The sequence below is a fragment of the Neptunomonas marina genome, from assembly GCF_004005935.1.
In the GTDB taxonomy this organism is placed as follows: Bacteria; Pseudomonadota; Gammaproteobacteria; order Pseudomonadales; family Balneatricaceae; genus Neptunomonas; species Neptunomonas marina.
In genome coordinates this window covers 40,549-61,000 of sequence record NZ_SACQ01000004.1, presented here as the reverse complement: position 1 = coordinate 61,000, position 20,452 = coordinate 40,549, and the positions used below count along the sequence as shown (strand labels likewise).

Sequence of the window (20,452 nt, the reverse complement as noted above, 5' to 3'; positions counted from 1 at the left end):
TTGTTTAAAAGCGCATCTCGACCTGTGCCCAAAGGCTGCGGCTTTCAAGGGCATAATCATCCGCTATTTGTGCCGATGCGGGTTCTGCTGCACTGCTATCAAACAGGTTCTTGGCAATTAACGAAACGGTTAGCTGCCCCTGCATCATCGTTTTCGATAGTTTTGCGTTTACCCAGTGGTAGTCATCGATGCGGCTGCGTTGGTCGCCCATCTCGCGATATCGTGAACCCACCCAGTAGTGCTGTGCTGATATTGTCCAGCTGTTATCAGGTGTATAGCGAAGGTCCAGATAGGTGGTGTGTGATGGTACGCGGGCAATGCGTTTATCCGCGTTCGCATCGCTAGCATGTTGATATGCGTAGTTGGCGTAGGCGTAGAGCTTACTATTAACGCGCCATGTTGCCTCGAGCTCAGCGCCATAACCATCTTGATCTCTGCTGTTTTGATAAACGCGTTGGCTGCCGTTAGGAACGGTAGCAATAAGGCCTGTTGCTCGATAGCGGAACAGGTTTAGTTTGAAATCTGTCGAGAAACTGGGCCGATAGTCAAACGCGAGCTCTAATGTTTCGATCTCTTCAGGTTTTAAGTCGGGGTTGCCGATAAGCGCGGGGTTGTTCATTAGGTACTGCTCACTGAAAGTTGGCGCTCGGAACGCAGTACCGTATAGAAGTTTTGATGTTAAGTTATGAGATGTTTCCCAAATTAATGCCATACGTGGATTAAGCGAGGAGCCAAAGTCATCATAATGATCCCAGCGTAATCCGGTTGTGAAAGCGACATCATTGCTTATTTGCCACTCATCCTGCGCAGATAGATAAAATGACTGGCTTGCCTGGTTATTTAAATAAACATTCGCAGAGTCGCTGACATCCGTCAGTTGGTCACTGCCAAACCCCGGCGTGCCGATAACGCCGGGACCATAGTTTTTATACTCTTTGGTTTTTACCCGATCTTTACTCCAGCCTGCACCAAGGCGAAGAGCGTGGTTTTCGATACCTTGGTAGCCAAGAATCGCGTCGATGTTGAGTGTCTCTGAACGCGACTTAGGGTTGCCGATATAGCCGTGGGGAAAACGGATAACCTGCGTAGTAGGTGCGGAAAAAGCGTTGCCATCTGGGCCGATAGGTAAAACGGCACCCGAAGGAAAGAGGTTAAAAAAGCTATCGCTATCAGTTCGAACAAACGAGCCTTTCGCTTCGAAATGTAAGTGTTTGCTGAGCTCTGTTTGGTAGTTCAGCTGAGATAACCACTGGCTGGCATCTTGATAACCATCATGATCCAATGCAAGCGCGCCACCTTGCCCAAGACCGCCATTGGATTGGCGCCAATACCAGTTAGAGAACTGCCAAGCGCCCCAATCAAGATCAAGTTGTACCGTGCCTGTATCGTAGCGTGTGGCAAATGCACCGGGCGCTAATGATGCGTCGGTATCGAACAGAGCATCTAGATCGCTCTGGGTATCGCGGGTTGCCATACGAGAATCATCGCCATCCGAGCGCTGTAGCTCAAACGCGATGGAGGCACTCATTTGTTCACCCATGTAGCCTTTGCGTGCCCAGACATCGGTGCTGTTGAATGCACCGTGCCGGACGCCCGCTGCGCCCGTTAGGTTTTCCGCCGCAGTATTCGTGTGGATATTGATCGCGCCGCTGAATGCGTCGGCACCGTAGACCGCCGAGCCAGGTCCGCGAATGACTTCAATACGGCTGATATTGCTCACCGGCATCCGAAACGTGAATGGTAGGCCACCGTTGGCGTTTTGCTTAATCTCGGTGCCATTGATCATAATCAGCACCTGCGGGTTAAAGCCGGTCTCAATACCTCGTATGGAGTAAACGGAGTCCATACGGCTCAGGTCTGATGGCATAACGTGTAGACCCGGAATGCGCTCAAGTACTTCACGTAGGTTGGTAACGCCCATCGCTTGGATCTGCTCGGCGGATATCACGCTGGCTGATGATGGCGCTTGGCGCAGTGAGCGCTGCGTTCCGGTGGCGATAGTGACAAGTTCGTCTTCAGCGTAGTAGCCCCCCAGCTCGTCATTTTCATAGGCGTTGTTGGCGTATACCGACGCGCTAGCAACGAGAGCCAGTGAGAGAGCTGAGTATCGCTTCTGAAGGAACATGGTGATATCTAACCTTTTTGGTCCTCGGAGGACCCCATTGTAAGTGAGTTTTTAAAGGTAACCTGCTTTGGCAGTGTCAGTGTGAAAAGAGAGCCTTGCTCCTGCGCACTACTGACATGAATACTGCCATTCATCATTTCGGCAAAATGTTTGGATATCGCTAAGCCGAGTCCTGTGCCTCCATAGCGGCGCTTCACACTACCATCACCTTGACTGAATTTATCAAAGATAGACTCGAGTTTATCCGCTGCGATACCGACACCGGTATCTGAGACGGCAAATTTAACCGTTTCATCTTGCAAATCAATATGTAACTCAACAGTACCCGCTTTGGTGAACTTACACGCATTCGACAGTAAGTTCAGCAAAATCTGCTGCGTTTTTTCCTTATCGATCAATAGAATGCTGTCACTATCGGGTAAGTGAATCGTTAGTGTATTGCTGTTGCGAACCGCTAATGGCCGGATAATCGCTTCAGTTTCTTTGATAAGGCGTTTCAAAGGTGTTTCGGTTAAGACGAGCTCGGTTTTTCCCGCCTCACACTTAGCAAGATCGAGAATCGAGTTGATGAGTGTTAACAGGCGGTTCGCTGCGCTAAGAGATGCCTCTAAATCACTCACTTGATCATACATTCCCTGCTCGTTTAACTCTTCAACAACGAGGTCAATATAACCCATGACCGCTTGAAGCGGTGTGCGCAGTTCATGGCTGATATTCGCTAGAAACTCAGACTGAGTGCGCACTGCGACGAGCGCTGTATCGCGCGCGTGCGTTAGCTCCTTGGTACGGATCTCTACTTCAGATTCTAAGCTAGTGTTGAGCTCTTTTAAGCGCTTTTCCTGTGCCTCTAGAGCTGCCATCATGGCGTTATAGCTTTGAGCTATGCTGTGAACTTCTTGAGGGCCGCTAATCTCTGCATAGGTGTGGGCTCCGCTGTCTTGAGCGGCTTTCATTGTCGCTGATAGGGCACGTATTGGATCGATAATCCGGCGCAGGCCGATATTTAATAGCCACAAACATAGTAGCGCGAATACGATACCGATACCGATCGTGTAGGAAAACAGCTGCTGGGTCAGCTGCACGATAGAGCTTTTCGAGACTTGGATCATAACGAACCCAAGCAGCTGTTGGGTGTGAGTTTGTGAAAGAGCGAACTCAGTAAAGGTTTCTCTATCGTCCTCCAAAATCACGGGGGAGGTGATAATCCAGTAGTCACGCGCATCCACTGCGATAATAGGTTTGGGTGAGGATAACCAGTCAGCAAGTTTTGCCTGATCGGGTTGAATCTCGCCTTTTACAAACAGTGCTTGCTGTGTATCGGCGAAGATAGCACCACCTGTAACATCGGCAAAACCCATCACTTGAGATAGCGCCGATTCGGCATTGTCTTCACTGCGGGTCAACAGGGCGAGCACGCTTTGCTTACTGAAGTGATCGGCAATTTGTAACGCGTTTTTCTCAAGTACTTGGCCGGATTGATGCAGGGCAATCCAAGATGACACCGTAGAGCTAACAAGCGACAGTAACGCGATAGCGGCGATCAAAAAGATCATCAGCTGGCGCCGGAAGCTATAGTTCTTGTTGTTGATCATCTGGTTCATGCTATCACGTCAGTACTACGGTTGCGGATAAGTTCGATACACAGAGCGAAGTTGAGCTGGCGTTAGCTTGATGCCCAAGTGCGCTGCAGTGCGTTGGTTTATAACGAGTTTATCTGATTTAGAAAATTCAATCCCGAGGTTCTCTTCCTCTTGTTGTAGGCTGCCGACTAATTCAGCCAACCGTCTACCGGTGCGTTCGTTGTCAGGAAACAACGAGAACAGTGCGCCACGCCGTACAAATGACGGTTTGCTCGCAAAAATAATCAGGCGTTTCTCCCATGCCTCCTGCAAAAGTATTGGCAGGATCACCGACTCATTCGTTGCTTGCCGGTCGGGGGGTAGCCACAATGCATCGCGGAGTCGGTCAGCATGCGTTAGTAGGCGTTTATAGAGCGCCAAGGTGCTCGCAATATCAGAGGCATAATAAATCGTTAGCTTGATACGTTGGCGGGTAGCTGCCGCCTGAGCAATAGGCTCTAGCCAGCGGCTTTGCTCAGATAAAATGGTATGAACTTGCTGAATATTTGGGGATAAGCGCTTGAGCTGCACAAACAGTTCTTCTGGATCTGGAATGAGGCTAACGCCCGTACCTTGTCCGGGTATCAGCGGTAGCGCACCGCTAACCAAAGGCCTTTCGCTAGTGAGTTGTTCGGCTTGGGTGTAGCCGCTGCGGCCGAGTGTAATGATGGCATCAACACCATCATTGCGAAGCTGAGCTTGTAACGTGGTCGAGTCTGTTGATGTATCGAGCGGGTAGAGCTTGACCATACCTAAGTACTGATCTCGGATCCCATCAATCAGTTGCGAGAAGACTTGGCGATAGGGGGGAGGAGCATCAGGGTAGAGCACTCCAAGAACAGAGGCCGTAGCCGTAGATGCAGAAAACGCGACCACCCACAACAAGGTTGAGGCAATCCAATATCGACATTGCTCTTTGGGTGACTTCCAGTTCAGCATAAAGTGCGCACAAGTTAAACGACATCCTCAAGCATAGAACTAACTACATCATAATGCAGGGGTGGCAAGTTAAATAATTACAATGAGCCCTCGTTACGTTTTACTCACGTATCGAGGGCTCATGCTATTACATAATACGCATGCCTGGCTGAGCGCCATCGTGCGGTTCAAGAATCCATAGATCTTTGCCACCAGGGCCTGCTGCTAGCACCATGCCCTCAGACATGCCGAATTTCATTTTGCGAGGTGCGAGGTTTGCCACCATAACCGTAAGCTTACCTTCGAGGTCTTCTGGGCTATAAGCTGATTTGATACCCGCAAAAACGTTGCGCGTCTCGCCACCAAGGTCCAGTGTGAGCTGCAATAGCTTATCTGCGCCTTTTACATGCTCAGCTTTCGCAATACGTGCAACACGTAGGTCGACTTTGGCAAAATCATCGAACGTGATCTCGTCAGCAATCGGTGTTTCTTGCAGCGGCGTTTTCTCGGCTGTCGGTGCTGCAGGTGCTGCGGCGGCCATCGCTGCTAATGTCGCTTTGCTATCTTCGATCATCGCGTTGACTTTATCTTCTTCAATACGCTGCATCAGCGGCTTGAACTTGTTTACTTTGTGATCAAGCAGCGGTGTGTTGATAGCGTCCCATGCAAAGCTATCGATGTTTAAGAATTCGGCGGCTTCTGCTGCAACATGCGGAAGTACCGGCGCAAGGTAGGAGACAATAACGCGGAACAGGTTGATGCCCATTGTGCAGCAATCTTGAACCTCTTGCTCCTTGCCCTCCTGTTTGGCCAATACCCACGGCTCAGCTGCGTCGATATATTGGTTAGCCTTATCTGCTAAAGCCATAATTTCGCGCATCGCACGGCCGTACTCACGCTTCTCGTATGCTGTGGCGATACTCTCGCTCATGGCGACCGCTTCATTATAGAGCTCGGCGTTTACAAGTTGAGAGCTCAGCTGCCCATCAAACTTCTTCTTGATAAAGCCGGCGCAGCGGGAAGCAATGTTGATCACCTTATTCACGAGATCCGCGTTAACACGCATACGGAAGTCTTCGAGGTTAAGGTCGATATCATCGATGCCAGAGCTTAACTTGGCTGCAAAGTAGTAACGCAAGTATTCAGGGCGTAAGTGCTTGAGGTAGGTCTCGGCCATGATAAACGTGCCACGAGACTTAGACATCTTCTGCCCATCAACGGTCAAGAAACCGTGGCAGAAAACGCCATTGGGCTTACGGAATCCGGCACCTTCCAACATGGCGGGCCAAAACAGGGTATGGAAGTACGCGATATCTTTACCGATAAAGTGGTATAGCTCGGTATCGGATGCTTCGCTCCAGTACTCATCAAAGCTTACGCCGTTGTTGTCACACCAGTTCTTAAAGCTAGCCATGTAACCGATCGGCGCGTCTAGCCAGACATAGAAATACTTACCCGGTGCATCTGGAATCTCGAAACCCCAGTAGGGCGCATCGCGAGAGATATCCCAGTTTTGCAGACCCGCTTCGAACCACTCGTTGAGCTTGTGGATCATCTGCTCTTGTACGTGGTTATCAACCCAGTTACGCAAAAACGCTTCAAAGTCACCTAGTTTGAAGAAATAGTGCTCAGACTCTTTCTCAATCGGTTTAGCACCAGATACGGCAGAGTAAGCGTTTTTCAGTTCAACTGGGCTGTAAGTTGCACCACATTTTTCGCAGGAGTCGCCATATTGATCCTGAGCGCCACATTTCGGGCAGTCACCTTTGACAAAGCGGTCAGGCAAGAACATCTCTTTTTCAGGATCATAAGCTTGCGTGATGGTCTTTTGGGCAATGTGGCCTTTGTCGCGCAAGCGGGTATAGATCAGCGATGCAAACTCGCGGTTTTCGTCCGAGTGAGTCGAGTAGTAGTTATCAAACCCTACCATGAAGCCAGAAAAATCACGCTGGTGCTCGGCACTTACTTGATCGATCAGTTGCTGCGGCGAAATACCCATCTGGTCTGCTTTAAGCATGATTGGGGTACCGTGCGCATCATCAGCACAGACGTAAGTGCATTGGTGGCCGCGTTGTTTTTGGAAACGTACCCAGATATCAGTCTGGATATATTCCACTAAGTGTCCGAGGTGAATTGGCCCGTTGGCGTACGGCAAAGCACTGGTCACTAAGATTTTTCGGGTATTTTTAGTCATGGTTCTCAGGGCGTCGCTAAATAGAATAAACAATGGCTCGCTAGTTTACGTTTTTAAGTTGATGTAGAACAGAATTAACACAAAATTTAAGTGGACTAAGCGGGTATCTTGCTTTTAAAGTGGGATATCTATTCGTAATTCGTACCCGATACCAATTGTGGGGTGGACCCAATATGGACGCGAAAGTGAAACCAGCAATGCATGACAAGAGCATTCTGGTGTGTCGCTCAGCTGCACTTAGGGATGATGCTATCAGTACGGTTGCCGAGCTAAATAGCTGGTTCGTCAATTACGTTGATTCCTCTGAAGAACTGCTCGAACGCATTGAGCAGTATCACTATGACATTCTTATCATCGGTATTCCTGCTGACGCGGAGCAAACGGTCTCAGCGCTCGCCGAGATTATTCGTTTGCGCCCTGATGCGGTGCGTATCGTGGTAGCGAGTAACCTCTCGCCAACCCTAACAGCTCGAGTGGCTGAAGTGGCACACTCGTGTTTACCTTTTGATTGTACGGATGTGCAGATCTCCTGTGCTGTTGAGCGTGCGCTAAAGGTGATTGGTCTGATTCAGCGCCCTGAGATCAAACGCGTCATCGGTGGTATTAAGCGGCTTCCATCGCTGCCTGCTATTTATGAAAAGCTCAATCAGGCATTAATGTCTGGCCACGCTAACGCGAACGATATATCTGAGATACTCGAGCAAGACCCAGCGATGGCAGCGAAGGTTCTTCAGCTGGTCAATTCGGCGTTCTTTGGTTTGGAGAGGCAAATCTATCGTTTGAACGAAGCTGTGACGATTCTGGGGCTACGTTTGATTCGTGATTTAGCGTTGTCATCCCATCTTTTTGAGGCGTTGCCATCAGGTTATGGTTGGGATAGCTTTTCGTTTGAACAAGTACACCAACGTTCGTTGCTGGTGGCGCGGCTAGCCCAGGATATCAGCCGCTCGGTCGGTGCTGACCGCAATGCTCAGGCGCAAGCGTTTCTTGCGGGCCTTTTAAGCGACTTCGGTATGTTGTTACTGGCGAATCATGATCCTGAGGGCTACCGACAGGTTGTTGGTTTATCCGGTGAGATGCAGCAGCCTTTATACGTTGTAGAGAAGATGAACATTGGTGTTTCCCACGCCGAAGCGGGTGCGTACTTGCTAGGGCTATGGAATCTTCCACCTGCGGTGATTGAAGCGGCACTGTTCCATCATTTCCCTGCCAGCAGTGCCAGTGATGAGTTTCAGCCATTAACCGCTGTGCATGTAGCTGACGCGCTGCTTGCTCCGGTTAGTTCCGCCTACGATGCGAAAATCTCCAGCCAGCTAGCGCTCAAGTATCTTGAGCGCCTAGGTGTAGAGCACAAACTCAATGACTGGCAAGTACTGGCTGCCAAGTATCAGTAACACGACGGCTGCTGTTGTGCCGGTTTAATATGTGCCGGCGTAGCAACAGCGGTTGACCCACTTCTTCGTACTGCTAGAATGCCTCGCTCTCTTATTTACCAAGCTTTTGAGGTTGTTCCATGGCGCTTCCCGATATTCGACCCGATCAATACGATGCTCTTTTGTCAGAAAAAGTGGCGGATATCCAAGCTCGCTTTGCAGCGTTTGAACCTCCTCAGATAGAGTCGTTTGCATCGCCCAAGAAGCATTACCGCTTACGTGCAGAGTTCCGTGTTTGGCATGATGGTGATGATCTTTACTACGTTATGTTTGAGCCGGGTGATAACCGCAATCCAGTGCGTCTCGACGAATGTGAAATGGTGGCGCTACCGATTCGCAATGTGATGTTCGAGCTGTTGGATGTCATTCGTGACAACAGAGATCTGCGTTTTAAGCTGTTTCAAATTGACTTCTTGAGCACCTTATCTGGCGAGCTGTTGGTTAGTTTGCTTTATCATCGTCCGATTGATGAGGCATGGGAAGAGCAAGTGCAACTGCTGCGCTCGCGCTTCAACATCGATGTGGTGGGGCGCTCACGTAAAAAGAAAGTGGTGCTGGAGCGCGACTTCGTTATGGAAAAGATGGAGATCAACGGGCGCACCTATACCTACAAACAGGTTGAAAATAGCTTCACCCAACCAAACGGTGAAGTGTGCCGTGACATGATCCGCTGGGCGCTTGATGTGACTCAAGATGCAGGCGGTGATTTGGTTGAGTTCTACTGCGGTAATGGCAACTTTACGATCCCATTAGCGCAGAATTTCCGTCGTGTTGTCGCAACGGAGATTTCCAAAACATCAGTGCGTGCTGCACAAGAGAATATTGAGTCTAATAATATTGAGAACCTCGATATTCTGCGTATGCCTTCAGAAGACCTCACGCTTGTGCTGCAAGGCAAGAAAGAGACGCGTAAAGTGGCAGGGCTTGAGTTAGATTCTTGTGAGTTCTCGACGGTTTTGGTTGACCCACCGCGCGCAGGCCTTGATGACGGCACAATCGAGCAGGTGACAGAGTACGACAATATTGTTTACATCAGCTGTAACCCTGACACGCTTTATAGCAATCTGGAAACCATCTGTCGCACCCACAAAGTCGAGCGCTTTGCGGTGTTCGACCAGTTCCCCTATACCCATCACCTCGAGTGTGGCGTTTATCTAACAAAACGCTAATGAAGAACGCGGCAATGGCCGCGTTTTTTATGACGCTTGTGTAGCCTTGTTGGGCTGGCGCGATACCCATAATCCAGTTGTGGCTAACAGAAGTGCGGCATAGATCATGGCTGCACCTAAGCTAATGATAAAGAGCAGGCAAGCAAGCAGACCGAGAGTGATCCACAGCCGGTTAGCTTGTGGCAGTAAACGCCATGCGGCCAGCATACTCGCGATGTAAACCAGAACAAAAACACCGTTCACCCACTGCATCATCGCTGTATAGGGTAAGGCCAACAGGTGGCTTAGCAGCAGTACACCCGCCGAGATCAACAGAAAGCTCATCAGTGCCATTTCGGGTGTTTGATGTTTGTTGAGCTTTGCAAGCCGCTGCGGGAGGACGCCTTCGCAACTGAAGCTCCAGGCAAGACGCGCCACGCTCGCAAAGTAGACATTTACGGTTGCGATGCCGCTGATAAATCCAAGCAAAGCGATAACCCAACGCCCCACGCCGCCGAATAGTTGCTCGAAGGTACCCACAATGGCGAGCGGCTGCCCAAGGCCAAAGTTGGAAAGATGGGTGCACCCCATATAGATCAGGCCAACTAGCACAACACCAATGAGCATTGCTGGCATGAAATCGCGCTGTACGTCACGAAACTCCTCGCTCAGGTGCGTGGCGGTCTCGATACCTAGAAAGCTCCAAATCGCGATGCTGACTGCAACCATAACGCCACTCCAGGTACCCGGTATAGCGGTATGCTTTGGGTGAATAGCAGGCGGGCTTGCCACCACCGCAACGAACAACAGAATGACCACACCGGTGATGGCAATAGTTAGGCCCAGTTGCAGTGTGCCGGAGAGTTGAATCCCTTGGCGGTTGATGATGAAGATGATTCCCAGTAGCAGAAGCTGTCCGAATAGCTCTTCACCCTCATTAAGGGGCGCGATGGGCGTTAAAAACTCAAAGGTGATCATCAGTGCTGCAGGCGCGCCGAGCGGTACCACAAAGAGAAACATCAAGCCGACGACTCGGCCAGCTTTTGCCGAGAATGCTCGCTCGACGAAGTAAGCGGGGCCTGCGGCATGGGGGAAGTGTCGTCCCAATTGCGCGAAAACCTGTGTTAACGGCAAAATGGCCAATAGCAGCAGTCCCCATGCGAGTATCGCTTTATCGCCTGCGGCCGCTAACGTGAGTTGTGGCAAGATAAAAACGCCAGTACCCAGTAGCGTTGTTGCGATAAGCCCCATCCCTTGCCAGCGGGTAATTGTTTGTTTTAGCCTAGTCATCCCTTATTTCTCGTGTCTTCACATAAATACGCCGAGTCAGTCTAAGGCTTTTAAGCGCTGCAAACTGCGCGTTGCTGCCGTCATTTTGCGGGTTTTTCTGTCGTTTTGTTGGGTAACTAAGAAGTGGATAAGTTTGATCAAGCGATCCTTGCGGTGCTAAGCGAAAACGCACGCACTAGCGTTTCAGCAATCGCCGAGCGGGTGAATCTATCGCGCTCAGCTGTTACGGAGCGCATTCGCCGTATGGAACAGACGGGTGAGATCCGTGGCTATCGCGTTGAACGCCCTCCCTATGTTGAGGGAGAGGCAAAGGTGCAGGCGTACCTTGAAGTCACACAAAAAGGTTACCGCTGTGAAGAGATTGCTGCGCAGTTATTGAGCTTGCAGGGGGTGACGTGTTGCCACGGTGTCAGTGGCGAAGTTGATCTGTTTGCATTCGTTGAAACCACCGATATGCAACAATTACACGAGCTGCGCTATCAAATTGACCAGTTGCTTCCCAGTGATGTGACGGTGACAACCCATGTTGTGATGCGCGAGTGGCGCTAATTGATCTTTGCCCTCGACGTATAAAACTGTTGATAATTAAACGATGTTTAATTAAGGTTGTTTTTAAACGCTGTTTAATTGAGGTGAATTACTGGTATGGCAAGGCGCAATGATCACTCCCGAGACGAAATTAAAGCGCTCGCTTTGGATGCAGCAGAAGCGTTATTGATAGAGGAGGGCGTTGCCGGTGTATCGGCACGAAAAGTAGCCACCCGGATCGGTTACACCGCAGGTTCGTTGTATCAAGTGTTTGCTAACCTCGATGACCTTTATTGGCAAATTAACTTACGTACGCTGAAACGTCTTAATAGCGCTCTTTTGCCGCGTCAGAGCCTCGGTGCCGCAGAGCAGTTGGCAGGGCTGGCCAGCGATTACGTCACGTTTGCAAAACAGCACCGCGCGCTCTGGTCACTGCTGTTTGAACATCGCTCGGCGAGCAGTTGCTCAATGCCTGAGGCGTTAAGTCAGCAGATAGAGCAGCTCTTTCAGGAGATCGAAGTACTGTTAGCACGCCTCAACCCTCGTGCTGATTCCGAGCAAGTACGCTGTGCTGCGCGCGCTGTTTGGGGAGGTGTGCATGGTGTGGCAGTGCTGACCTTGCGAGATAAGCTGTTTTTACAGCAAACGACCGCCGAGCAGGCTATTCTCGCCAGCTTAATCGAGAATTTTATCAACGGATGGCAACAGGAGTCGGGTCATGCTAGCACTGCTGCGTATTAACGGATTTATCGCTTTTTTGGCGGTCGCTTTTATCAATGCATTTGTCGACCTAGGGCATAAAATTATTGTCCAAAATACCCTGTTTAAAGCTCATGATGGCCCCGAGCAGGTGATGCTGACAGCGGTTGTTAATGCGCTGATATTATTGCCTTTTATCGGCTTGTTAACACCTGCAGGCTACCTATCGGACCGCTTCGCGAAACCGTTAGTGATGCGCTGGGCCGCCAGAAGTGCGGTGGCAATCACATTACTGATTACCCTCAGTTACTACCAAGGCTGGTTTGAGCTCGCCTTCGGCATGACATTTGTGCTGGCGTTGCAAAGCGCGCTGTATTCTCCCGCGAAGTATGGCTTCATCCGTGACTTGGTAGGTACCGACAATATCAGCGAAGGCAACAGCTGGATGCAGTCGGTGACCATGGTTGCGATTTTGCTCGGGATAGTGAGCTTTTCATTACTCTTTGAAACACTTTTCGCGGCTTGGCTACCCGCCACTGGTACTTGGGAAACAGCAGCTATCCTACAAGCCATCGCCCCGCTCGGTTGGCTGCTAGTGGGCGGTGCGCTACTGGAGGCATGGCTGGCGCAGCGCTTGCCGATGCGCAAACAGCCCAACTCGGCAGAGCCTTTCAACTGGGCGGCGTATCGCCGTGGGCAGTTGCTCAAGAAAAACTTACGTTATGTAACAAGCTCTAAGGCGATTTTGCGCTCGGTGCTTGGCTTGGCCTCCTTCTGGACTATTAGCCAGATCATGCTGGCGATTTTCCCTTCGTATGCGGAGGTGGCGTTAGGCGCTAGTAATACCTTCCATATCCAAGGCGCGATGGCGCTGGCGGGAGTGGGCATTATGCTCGGCTCGGTGCTGGCAGGGCGGCTGTCGGCGCACCATATCAACACCGGTCTCATTCCAGCAGGGGCGTTGGGCTTACTGGTGGGTTTAGTGTTGTTGCCGCAAGCCGGTTCGTTGTTAGAAGCCGGTGGTTATTTCTTACTGATAGGGCTCAGTGGCGCATTGATGACCATACCACTTAACGCGCTGATTCAGTTCCATGCGCCGCAGCAAAAGCTGGGTAAAGTGCTGGCTGGAAACAACTTTTTACAGAATATCGCGATGTTGACCGGCTTGGTGCTTACAGCGATTTTCTCACTACTGGAGATGCCCGCGAGTTGGCTGCTGATCATGTTGATCGGCATTGCTGCACTGGTCTTCTTGGTTGCGCTTTGGCTACTGCCGGAGGCTTTTATTCGCATTCTCGTTGCTGCGCTAATGCGCCAGCGCTATCGCTTAACCGTGCAAGGGTTCCACAATCTGAAACCGGAAGGCGAAGGGATGTTGCTGCTTGGTAACCATATCAGTTGGTTGGATTGGGCGATGATTCAGATGGCCTGTCCGCGACCGATTCGGTTTGTCATGGAGCGCTCCATCTATGAGCGCTGGTACTTGCGCTGGTTTTTGGATCTGTTCGGCGTGATCCCCATCTCCAAAGGCAAGGGCAGCCGTACATCGCTTGAGCAGGTGCAGGCGCTGCTCAAAGCAGGAGAAGTCGTATGCTTGTTTCCTGAGGGGGCGATCAGCTATACGGGCCAGCTTGGTCAGTTTCGCCGCGGCTTTGAGCGCGCCGTTGCGGATACCGGGGTGGCGATTGTGCCTTTCTACCTACGCGGCCTGTGGGGCAGCCGCTGGTCCCGTGCGGAGGACACGTTACAAGCGGACCAGCGCACGGGATGGAAGCGAGATGTGATTGTCGCATTTGGCGCGCCGTTATCTGCTGACGCTAAAGCTGAAGACGTTAAGCAAGCGGTCGCTCACTTAGCGGTGGTGGCATGGCAAGCCTATATTGAAAAGCAGCCCGCAATTCCTGAGCTTTTTATCAAGAATATGAAACGCTGGCGAGGTGTGGTAGCCCGTTTTGATCAAGGTGCAAAGCCATTGAATGCCTATCAGCAGCTCGCTGCGGCGCTGGTACTGGCGCAATATGTTCGCCGTCTTGACGGTGATCGCATAGCTATTGTGCTGCCGGCAGGCGTTTCGGCTGCGCTGGCTAACATGGCGGCGCTGCTTGCGGGAAAAGTGGTTGCTAATCTAAATCCAACAGCTGACCTAGATGAGTTGAAAAAGCAGATCACTGTTAGCGGCGCCGAGGGCGTTATCACGTCGGACTACACGTTAAAACTGCTTGGGCTGAATGCCGTGCAGCTTAATGCTCTGCCTGTTGTGGCACTAGAATCAGTGCGTGATCAAGCTGGTTGGTTGGGGCGCTCGATAGGTATGTTGGGTGCGGCCTTGTTGCCTACTAAGCTGCTGGTGCGTTGGTTTGGCAGCGCCACTGATACGCAAGCGCTTGCGGCTATTACGCTCACTCAACGTGCTGACGGTCAGTGGCGATCTATTGGTTTAAGCCAGCAAAATATCGTGGCGAATGTTCGTCAGCTGTTTGACCTTCTTAATCGGCGTGAAGATGAGCGGCTCGCCGGTGTGTTGCCGTTCTCAACGGCTTACGGGTTGCTCACCCATCTGTTTCTGCCCTGGCTGGAACCGTTATCCGTTGTCTATCAAACGAAATCGCACGAGAGTCTGGCCATAGCTAAAACCATTGCCCGTCATCGCGCTAGTTTGTTCTTTATGACGCCAGATATTACCAAAGCTTTGCTGGGCACTGAGGCTGTTCATCCTGCCATGTTGTCATCGCTACGTTTGGTTGTCTGTGGCGGCGGTAAGCTTGATGGCGCCGCACAAGATGCGTTTCTAGCAAGATTCCACAAGCCCGTGTTAGAGGGGTTTGGGTGCGCAGAGGTCGCTGCGGTGGCAACGGTGAATATCCCCGATTATCTGAGCACGCGCTGGTGGAGCGTTCAGCGCGGCACGCTGGTAGGCTCGGTGGGCATGGCGCTGCCTGGCACGGCTGTGCGTATCGAAAAACCTGATGGTCAACTGGCGCTGCCTGAAGAGGTGGGTGAAATCATCGTCGGTGGTGCGCAGGTGAGCCCTTACTGCAACGCTGATGACGCGATATTTATTGAGCAGGGAGTGCGCTGGTTCCGAACGCGACGAGCAGGTTATTTAGATGCCGATGGCTTTCTGTTTCTAGATGATAGCCAGAGCTAACTAATAGTTGATATAATTACTCAGGTATTTGGTCATTTGGTAAACGGGCTATCTCACTAAGAGAGGCGTGTTTATCTGATTAGGAGAGAAAAGATGCAATCTTCAGCGCCCGGCTTGGCCGGAGTAAAACATGTTGTTGCAGTCGCTTCCGGTAAGGGCGGTGTTGGCAAATCCACGACAACGGCGAACTTAGCGCTGGCTCTTGCCGCACAAGGGTATCGAGTTGGGGTTTTAGATGCTGACATCTACGGCCCGAGTATGGGGATGATGCTCGGTATTACTGAGGGCACTCGTCCTGAGCAGATCAGCGAAAACAGCATGATGCCAGTGGAGGCTCACGGCTTGAAGGTCATGTCGATCAGCTTGCTGGTGGATGAGAAGACCGCCATGGTATGGCGTGGTCCAATGGCGAGCGGAGCGCTGCAGCAGCTAATCACTCAAACGGTTTGGGGCGAGCTGGATTACTTGCTCATCGATATGCCGCCGGGTACTGGCGATATTCAGCTAACCTTGTCGCAAAAGGTCGCGCTGTCGGGTGCTGTGGTGGTGACTACGCCGCAGGATATCGCGCTGCTTGATGCCAAGAAAGGTATTGAAATGTTCCGTAAAGTAAATATTCCTGTGATTGGTGTGGTGGAAAATATGAGTACTCATATTTGCTCCGCCTGTGGCCATGAGGAGCATATTTTTGGCGCTGGTGGTGGCGAGCGTATCGCCCGTGAATACGACACTCGTCAGCTGGGTGCGTTGCCTCTATCGCTTGCCATCCGTGAGCAAGCTGATAGCGGAAAGCCGACGGTGGTTGCCGATCCACAAGGTGCGTTAGCAGGGCATTACTTAGCGATCGCCCGCGAAGTTGTTAGCGCACTAGATAGCGCAGCTGAGGCGGCACCTGCCATGCCACAGATCCATGTGGTTGATGACTAACGCTTATTAGCTTTTCACGCGAAAAGATCCGCATTTATTGCTATTTAAATGCGGATTTTTTTTGCCAAAAAGGCTATAATCGCGCGCTTTACTAACCGTCAGTTGCAGGACATTTAATGGGCATTAAATCGGATAGCTGGATTCGCCGCATGGCGCAAGAACATAAGATGATCTCTCCTTTTGAGCCAAACCAAGTGCGCTCAAGCGAACGGGGTGCAATGATCTCTTATGGAACCTCTAGTTATGGCTACGATGTGCGCTGTGCTGATGAGTTCAAAATTTTTACGAACATCAACTCCTCTGTTGTAGATCCGAAAGATTTTGACGAAGGCAGTTTCGTGGATGTGCAGTCGGATGTTTGCATTATCCCGCCAAACTCCTTCGCGCTCGCGCGGACGGTAGAGTATTTCCATATTCCCCGTGATGTCCTAACGATCTGTCTAGGGAAGAGCACCTACGCCCGTTGCGGCATTATCGTCAACGTGACACCGCTTGAGCCAGAGTGGGAAGGCCACGTGACGCTGGAGTTCTCCAACACGACACCCTTGCCTGCGAAGATCTATGCGAATGAAGGGGTTGCACAGATGCTATTCCTTGGTGCGGATGAGGTGTGTGAAACCTCCTATCTTGATCGTCAGGGCAAGTATCAAGGCCAAACGGGTGTAGTGGTACCACGTACGTAATGATGCAGTCGCGTAAAAACATCGAAGATTTCTGGACGCATGTCGAGCACACCATCGATCAACTGCTAACCAGCCGTAGTGAAAACCAGTTTGATGCGGATGCATTACTAAGTGGTTATCGTGAAACGCTGCAAAAAATTGATCGCAATTTAACGTTCCACTTCGAAAAAGACGCTGAAGATGGCGCGATTGAGATGATTTTCGGCTGCGATGGCTATCCTGAGTCGATCCACTCGGTACTGAGCTTAGTTGGCGCTGCGCCGAGTCTTGCGGGTATTCAATTTAAGGCCTTTAACCATCGTTACGATCCGATCCCTAGTCACATCAATGTGGCCGATGAGATCTGTGAACTCAATGACTATTGGTACTCCCTGCGCACAATTGATAACAAGCTACACCTTGCCGTGTATATGCATGATGTTCCGAAAGTACTCGAGATGGATCCGCGCACTGAAGCCGTTATGATCTTCCTTGATGCGCTCATCGGTGAGTATGAGTTGATGACCCGCATTTGGTCGCTTGATTGGATTGAGTTGCCGGTTGATCCGGTTGATTACGGCTTATCACCGCTGAGTGAACTGCGCGATTGCTTTGATGGTATGAAGCATGGTGTGGAGCCGATAGGGATCAAAATCCATTAAATGGGTCTAAACTATGTAGCAAGGTGCCGACGTTCGTAGCGCCTTCTGATTATTCACTGGGTATTCTGTTGCTTTTGCCCCTATTGATGAGATAAACCCATGAGTCAAATTCTTTCAAGTATCCTTGAAGGTGTAAGGGACGAATACAAACAGCGGATGGTGCAGGATGCCGCGCTTCCTTTTATGACCGCTGAGCGCCTTTGTCATGAAATGCTCTACCTCGATACCGACCGTATGGCCGAGCTTGTTGAGGAGGAGCCCTCGTTGCTCGCTTCCCGTGCGAGCGATCTGATAGCCGACCCTAAAGAGCGTGGTAACCCATCGGTGGGTGCGATCATCGCCAGTAATTTGGTCATGGTTGCGCTAGAGAACTTGCTGGCAGTGGCGGTCGAGAATGACTGGCTTCGGCTTGATGAGGAGGGTAACGTGATGGTCGATGAGAAAGAGCTCGACCCCACACGTAGCTATCCAATGCTGGCAGATTACAGCCTCTCACAGCAAGCAACGAGCAATTTGAGCAAACCCGGTGTGGGATTACTGACAGCACGCTTTCGAGCGGCGGAAGAGAGCTTCTTACAAAAGCTGGAAACCGAAGCGCACGATGCTTATCAGTTAGCGCTTGAAGTATCCAGCTCCTACTCGGTTTTTGCGCCGGACGATATTGCACCCCTTGTGAAAGAAAACCCATTATTGCTTGGGCTTCGTCCAGATGGTCTGGTGGATGAGGAGCTGTTTTCTGGTGATCCGCCGGCCGGCATGATTATCAGCGGCCACCTAACTAATATTCTGTTGGATCAGCTATTGGAGGTTGCCGAAGAGCATGGTGCGCTGGCTCGGGATGGGGTTGGGCATATGATCATGCCAGAGGGCGATGAAGATAGCCCAGTTATCCACTAAGGCAAAAAGCATCTCATTAAACGAAAACCCAGCATCGTAACAGTGCTGGGTTTTTTAGTTTAGTGGGGTGCTTTTCTCACCACGAAGCGCGCTGCTCGGCCGCTACGAATGGCATCGCGATGGCAGATCTCAAAGCCGCACTCGGTTAACAGCCAAGCTAGATCGTCCGCTGTGTAACGGTTGTGCTCTTGAAACTGGCGAAAGTGAAACGCTCGCTCGGTATCTGATAGCGCTGCGACGGCGGTATCGCGAAGGGCATGGGGCAGGTAGGACGCGAGCGGTTGGCGCACCATATCGATAACGACCAGTAACCCATCATCAGCAAGCCAGTGATGGCAGGCGAGTAGCGCTGAGATCGGTTGTTCTAGTTCGTGCAGTAGCATATTTGCCATGATGATATGCTGGGAGCTCGGTTCGATACATTCGCGTTCGGGGGCGTTCAAATCGTCTACGAGTAGGGTGCTATCGGTCGGCAACGAAACTTGTTTAGCCAACATGTAGGGCGCGCACTCAATACCGGTCAACTTTACGCGGGGTAACTGCTGCGAGATCGCTTGAAGAAACTGCGCAGTTCCGCAGCCAAGATCAAGTAGTCGCTTGGGAGAGGCGGGTAAGCGCTGTAATACCGCTTGCTGCCAGAAAGTCCAAAAGTCTTCGTTGTGGTGCCGAGCGAAGTTATCAAGTGTACGCTGTGCTGCTTTTTCACCGTTTCCGCCGTGGTGTTCCTCTATTTGACGCTGACGCTGCTCGAGTGTGATCACAGGTTATTCTCCAACGATAAGTCTCAATATTAGTATTCTCTTATCTGTACGCAGGGTGGTCAACGAGGGATTAAGTCGGTCTTGTCTGAGCACAAAAAAAGCCCGCTCAATGGCGGGCTTTTCGTACAAGTTAATGCGCGCTAGTTGGCGATAAGCCACTCATCCAGTGCGTAGATGTCGTCTGGATTCAAGGTGCCAATCTGCTGCTTGAAGGTAAACAAGTTAAGCACGTAATCAAAGCGCGCGCTGGCGTAATCACGTTGTGCCGCATAAAGCGCTTGCTCGGCTTGTAGCACGTCAACCACGTTACGTGTGCCAACGTTAAAGCCTTCACTGGTCGCTTTTAAAGCGGCTTCGCTGGAGACGATACTTTGTTGGCGCGCAGCTACGCTCAAAACATTTGTTTTAAGGTCGCGTAGCAGGCTGCGTGTTGTTTGACGCACTGCACGCAGCGTATCCTCTTGAGTTTGCATGCTGGCATCTAGCAGCGCGTAGTTCTGCCGGGAGCGTGAGCTAATCGCTCCTCCTTGGTAGAGAGGTACGCTAAGCGTTAAACCAATCTGGCTCGTTTTAACATCGTTAAGTGCGTTGGTTTCGCCGTGAGATGCATTGAGATCAACCGTCGGTAGGTGCCCCGCTTTAGCGATCTTCGCGCTGCGGCGCGCAACCTCCACGTTTGATGCGGCAACACGCAATGAGAGGTTATCCTGTAGCGCTTTCTTGAGCCATGGTTGCGGCTCTGCTGGGCTCAGTGCTTGTATCGGATAGTCCGCTGCTAGCTGATCAAGGTTATCAACCGGCTCACCAATGAGGCGTTCCAGTGCTTCATAGCTGTTGTCTAAAGCACCCTCTGCTTCGATCTGTGAAACGCGTGCATTATCATATGATGCCTGCGCTTCATGGACATCTGTGATGGCGATTAAACCCACGTCAAACTGCGCGTTAACCTGGTCAAGGCGGCGTTTGATTGCACGCACTTGCGCTTGGGCGGTATCCAAGTTGCTTTGTGCGCGAAGTACATTTAGATAACTCTCGATGGTGCGCAAAATCAACGCTTGCTGGGCTTGATCAAGGCGTAGCTGAGCCTGCTCGTCCAGCACCTTGCCCTGTTGATAAGTTTGCCACTTAGCTGCCGAGAAAACCGGCTGAACTAAACTGACCGTGTAACCATTTGTATTGTAAGAGGAATCACCACTGGCGGTGTCTGAGTCGACATGGCCGGTTTGTGCTTGAGCGTTGACGCTTGGTAGCAGGCCAGCTTTCGCTTGCGGCAGAGCTTCCTTGTCAGCGCGGTAGTTTGCTTGGGCCGCTTTTAATTGCGGATCATTATTGAGCGCCTTGCGGTAGATCTCTTCAAGAGAGCCCGCTTGAACAGCGGCAGAGCTGCATAGCCCTGCAACCAGCGCAACACGTATTGCGTGTGAGATCAATTTCATCAATC

General features: G+C 51.2%; 16 protein-coding genes. 9 read left to right on the top strand and 7 right to left on the bottom strand.

The window, feature by feature from the left end:
- Nucleotides 1–4 precede the first annotated feature (4 nt).
- The 4 genes from EOE65_RS09575 to metG all read right to left on the bottom strand — a co-directional run bounded on the left by EOE65_RS09575 (nt 5) and on the right by metG (nt 6,856).
- Nucleotides 5–2,125, bottom strand: a complete 2,121-nt coding sequence (locus tag EOE65_RS09575) for a TonB-dependent receptor plug domain-containing protein (protein ID WP_127694098.1) — start codon at nt 2,123–2,125, stop codon at nt 5–7.
- A gap of 8 nt (nt 2,126–2,133) precedes the next feature.
- Nucleotides 2,134–3,726 carry a sensor histidine kinase gene (locus tag EOE65_RS09570; RefSeq protein ID WP_127694097.1) on the bottom strand — a complete coding sequence of 531 codons (1,593 nt, stop codon included), beginning with the start codon at nt 3,724–3,726 and terminating at the stop codon, nt 2,134–2,136.
- A gap of 15 nt (nt 3,727–3,741) precedes the next feature.
- Complete coding sequence (locus tag EOE65_RS09565) at nt 3,742–4,683, bottom strand: ABC transporter substrate-binding protein (RefSeq protein WP_127694096.1); 942 nt, start codon at nt 4,681–4,683, stop codon at nt 3,742–3,744.
- Between the two features lie 127 nt (nt 4,684–4,810).
- A complete protein-coding gene (metG, locus tag EOE65_RS09560) occupies nt 4,811–6,856 on the bottom strand; it encodes a methionine--tRNA ligase (protein WP_127694095.1) in 2,046 nt (681 codons plus the stop codon).
- A 173-nt stretch (nt 6,857–7,029) separates the two neighbouring features.
- Between metG and EOE65_RS09555 the strand changes: the two genes are divergently transcribed.
- Nucleotides 7,030–8,250: an HDOD domain-containing protein gene (locus EOE65_RS09555; protein ID WP_127694094.1), complete on the top strand. Its 1,221-nt coding sequence runs from the start codon at nt 7,030–7,032 to the stop codon at nt 8,248–8,250.
- Between the two features lie 119 nt (nt 8,251–8,369).
- A complete protein-coding gene (gene trmA, locus EOE65_RS09550; protein WP_127694093.1) occupies nt 8,370–9,458 on the top strand; it encodes a tRNA (uridine(54)-C5)-methyltransferase TrmA in 1,089 nt (362 codons plus the stop codon).
- A 27-nt stretch (nt 9,459–9,485) separates the two neighbouring features.
- Here the strand turns inward: trmA and yjeH are convergent, their stop codons facing one another.
- On the bottom strand, nt 9,486–10,727 hold the full coding sequence (gene yjeH / locus EOE65_RS09545) for an L-methionine/branched-chain amino acid transporter (protein WP_127694092.1): 1,242 nt from the start codon (nt 10,725–10,727) through the stop codon (nt 9,486–9,488).
- Between the two features lie 123 nt (nt 10,728–10,850).
- Between yjeH and EOE65_RS09540 the strand changes: the two genes are divergently transcribed.
- From EOE65_RS09540 to EOE65_RS09510, 7 genes are all read left to right on the top strand, one after another.
- Nucleotides 10,851–11,276, top strand: a complete 426-nt coding sequence (locus EOE65_RS09540; RefSeq protein WP_127694091.1) for an Lrp/AsnC family transcriptional regulator — start codon at nt 10,851–10,853, stop codon at nt 11,274–11,276.
- Between the two features lie 96 nt (nt 11,277–11,372).
- A complete protein-coding gene (locus EOE65_RS09535; protein ID WP_127694090.1) occupies nt 11,373–11,996 on the top strand; it encodes a TetR/AcrR family transcriptional regulator in 624 nt (207 codons plus the stop codon).
- Nucleotides 11,974–15,102 carry an MFS transporter gene (locus EOE65_RS09530; RefSeq protein WP_127694089.1) on the top strand — a complete coding sequence of 1,043 codons (3,129 nt, stop codon included), beginning with the start codon at nt 11,974–11,976 and terminating at the stop codon, nt 15,100–15,102. Before EOE65_RS09535 ends, EOE65_RS09530 begins: the two co-directional genes overlap by 23 nt.
- Before the next feature lie 93 nt (nt 15,103–15,195).
- A complete protein-coding gene (gene apbC / locus EOE65_RS09525) occupies nt 15,196–16,029 on the top strand; it encodes an iron-sulfur cluster carrier protein ApbC (RefSeq protein WP_127694088.1) in 834 nt (277 codons plus the stop codon).
- A 116-nt stretch (nt 16,030–16,145) separates the two neighbouring features.
- Complete coding sequence (gene dcd, locus EOE65_RS09520) at nt 16,146–16,712, top strand: dCTP deaminase (protein WP_127694087.1); 567 nt, start codon at nt 16,146–16,148, stop codon at nt 16,710–16,712.
- Nucleotides 16,712–17,353 carry a hypothetical protein gene (locus EOE65_RS09515; protein ID WP_127694086.1) on the top strand — a complete coding sequence of 214 codons (642 nt, stop codon included), beginning with the start codon at nt 16,712–16,714 and terminating at the stop codon, nt 17,351–17,353. Before dcd ends, EOE65_RS09515 begins: the two co-directional genes overlap by 1 nt.
- Nucleotides 17,354–17,452: 99 nt before the next feature.
- On the top strand, nt 17,453–18,250 hold the full coding sequence (locus EOE65_RS09510; RefSeq protein ID WP_127694085.1) for a hypothetical protein: 798 nt from the start codon (nt 17,453–17,455) through the stop codon (nt 18,248–18,250).
- Nucleotides 18,251–18,309: 59 nt separating this feature from the next.
- On the opposite strand, the gene EOE65_RS09505 is transcribed toward EOE65_RS09510, so the two are convergent.
- Together EOE65_RS09505 and EOE65_RS09500 are read right to left on the bottom strand one after the other, a co-directional pair.
- The gene (locus EOE65_RS09505; RefSeq protein WP_127694084.1) at nt 18,310–19,011 is read right to left on the bottom strand and encodes a class I SAM-dependent methyltransferase; all 702 of its coding nucleotides are present in this window, start codon (nt 19,009–19,011) and stop codon (nt 18,310–18,312) included.
- A 140-nt stretch (nt 19,012–19,151) separates the two neighbouring features.
- A complete protein-coding gene (locus EOE65_RS09500; RefSeq protein ID WP_127694083.1) occupies nt 19,152–20,447 on the bottom strand; it encodes a TolC family outer membrane protein in 1,296 nt (431 codons plus the stop codon).
- Nucleotides 20,448–20,452 lie beyond the last annotated feature (5 nt).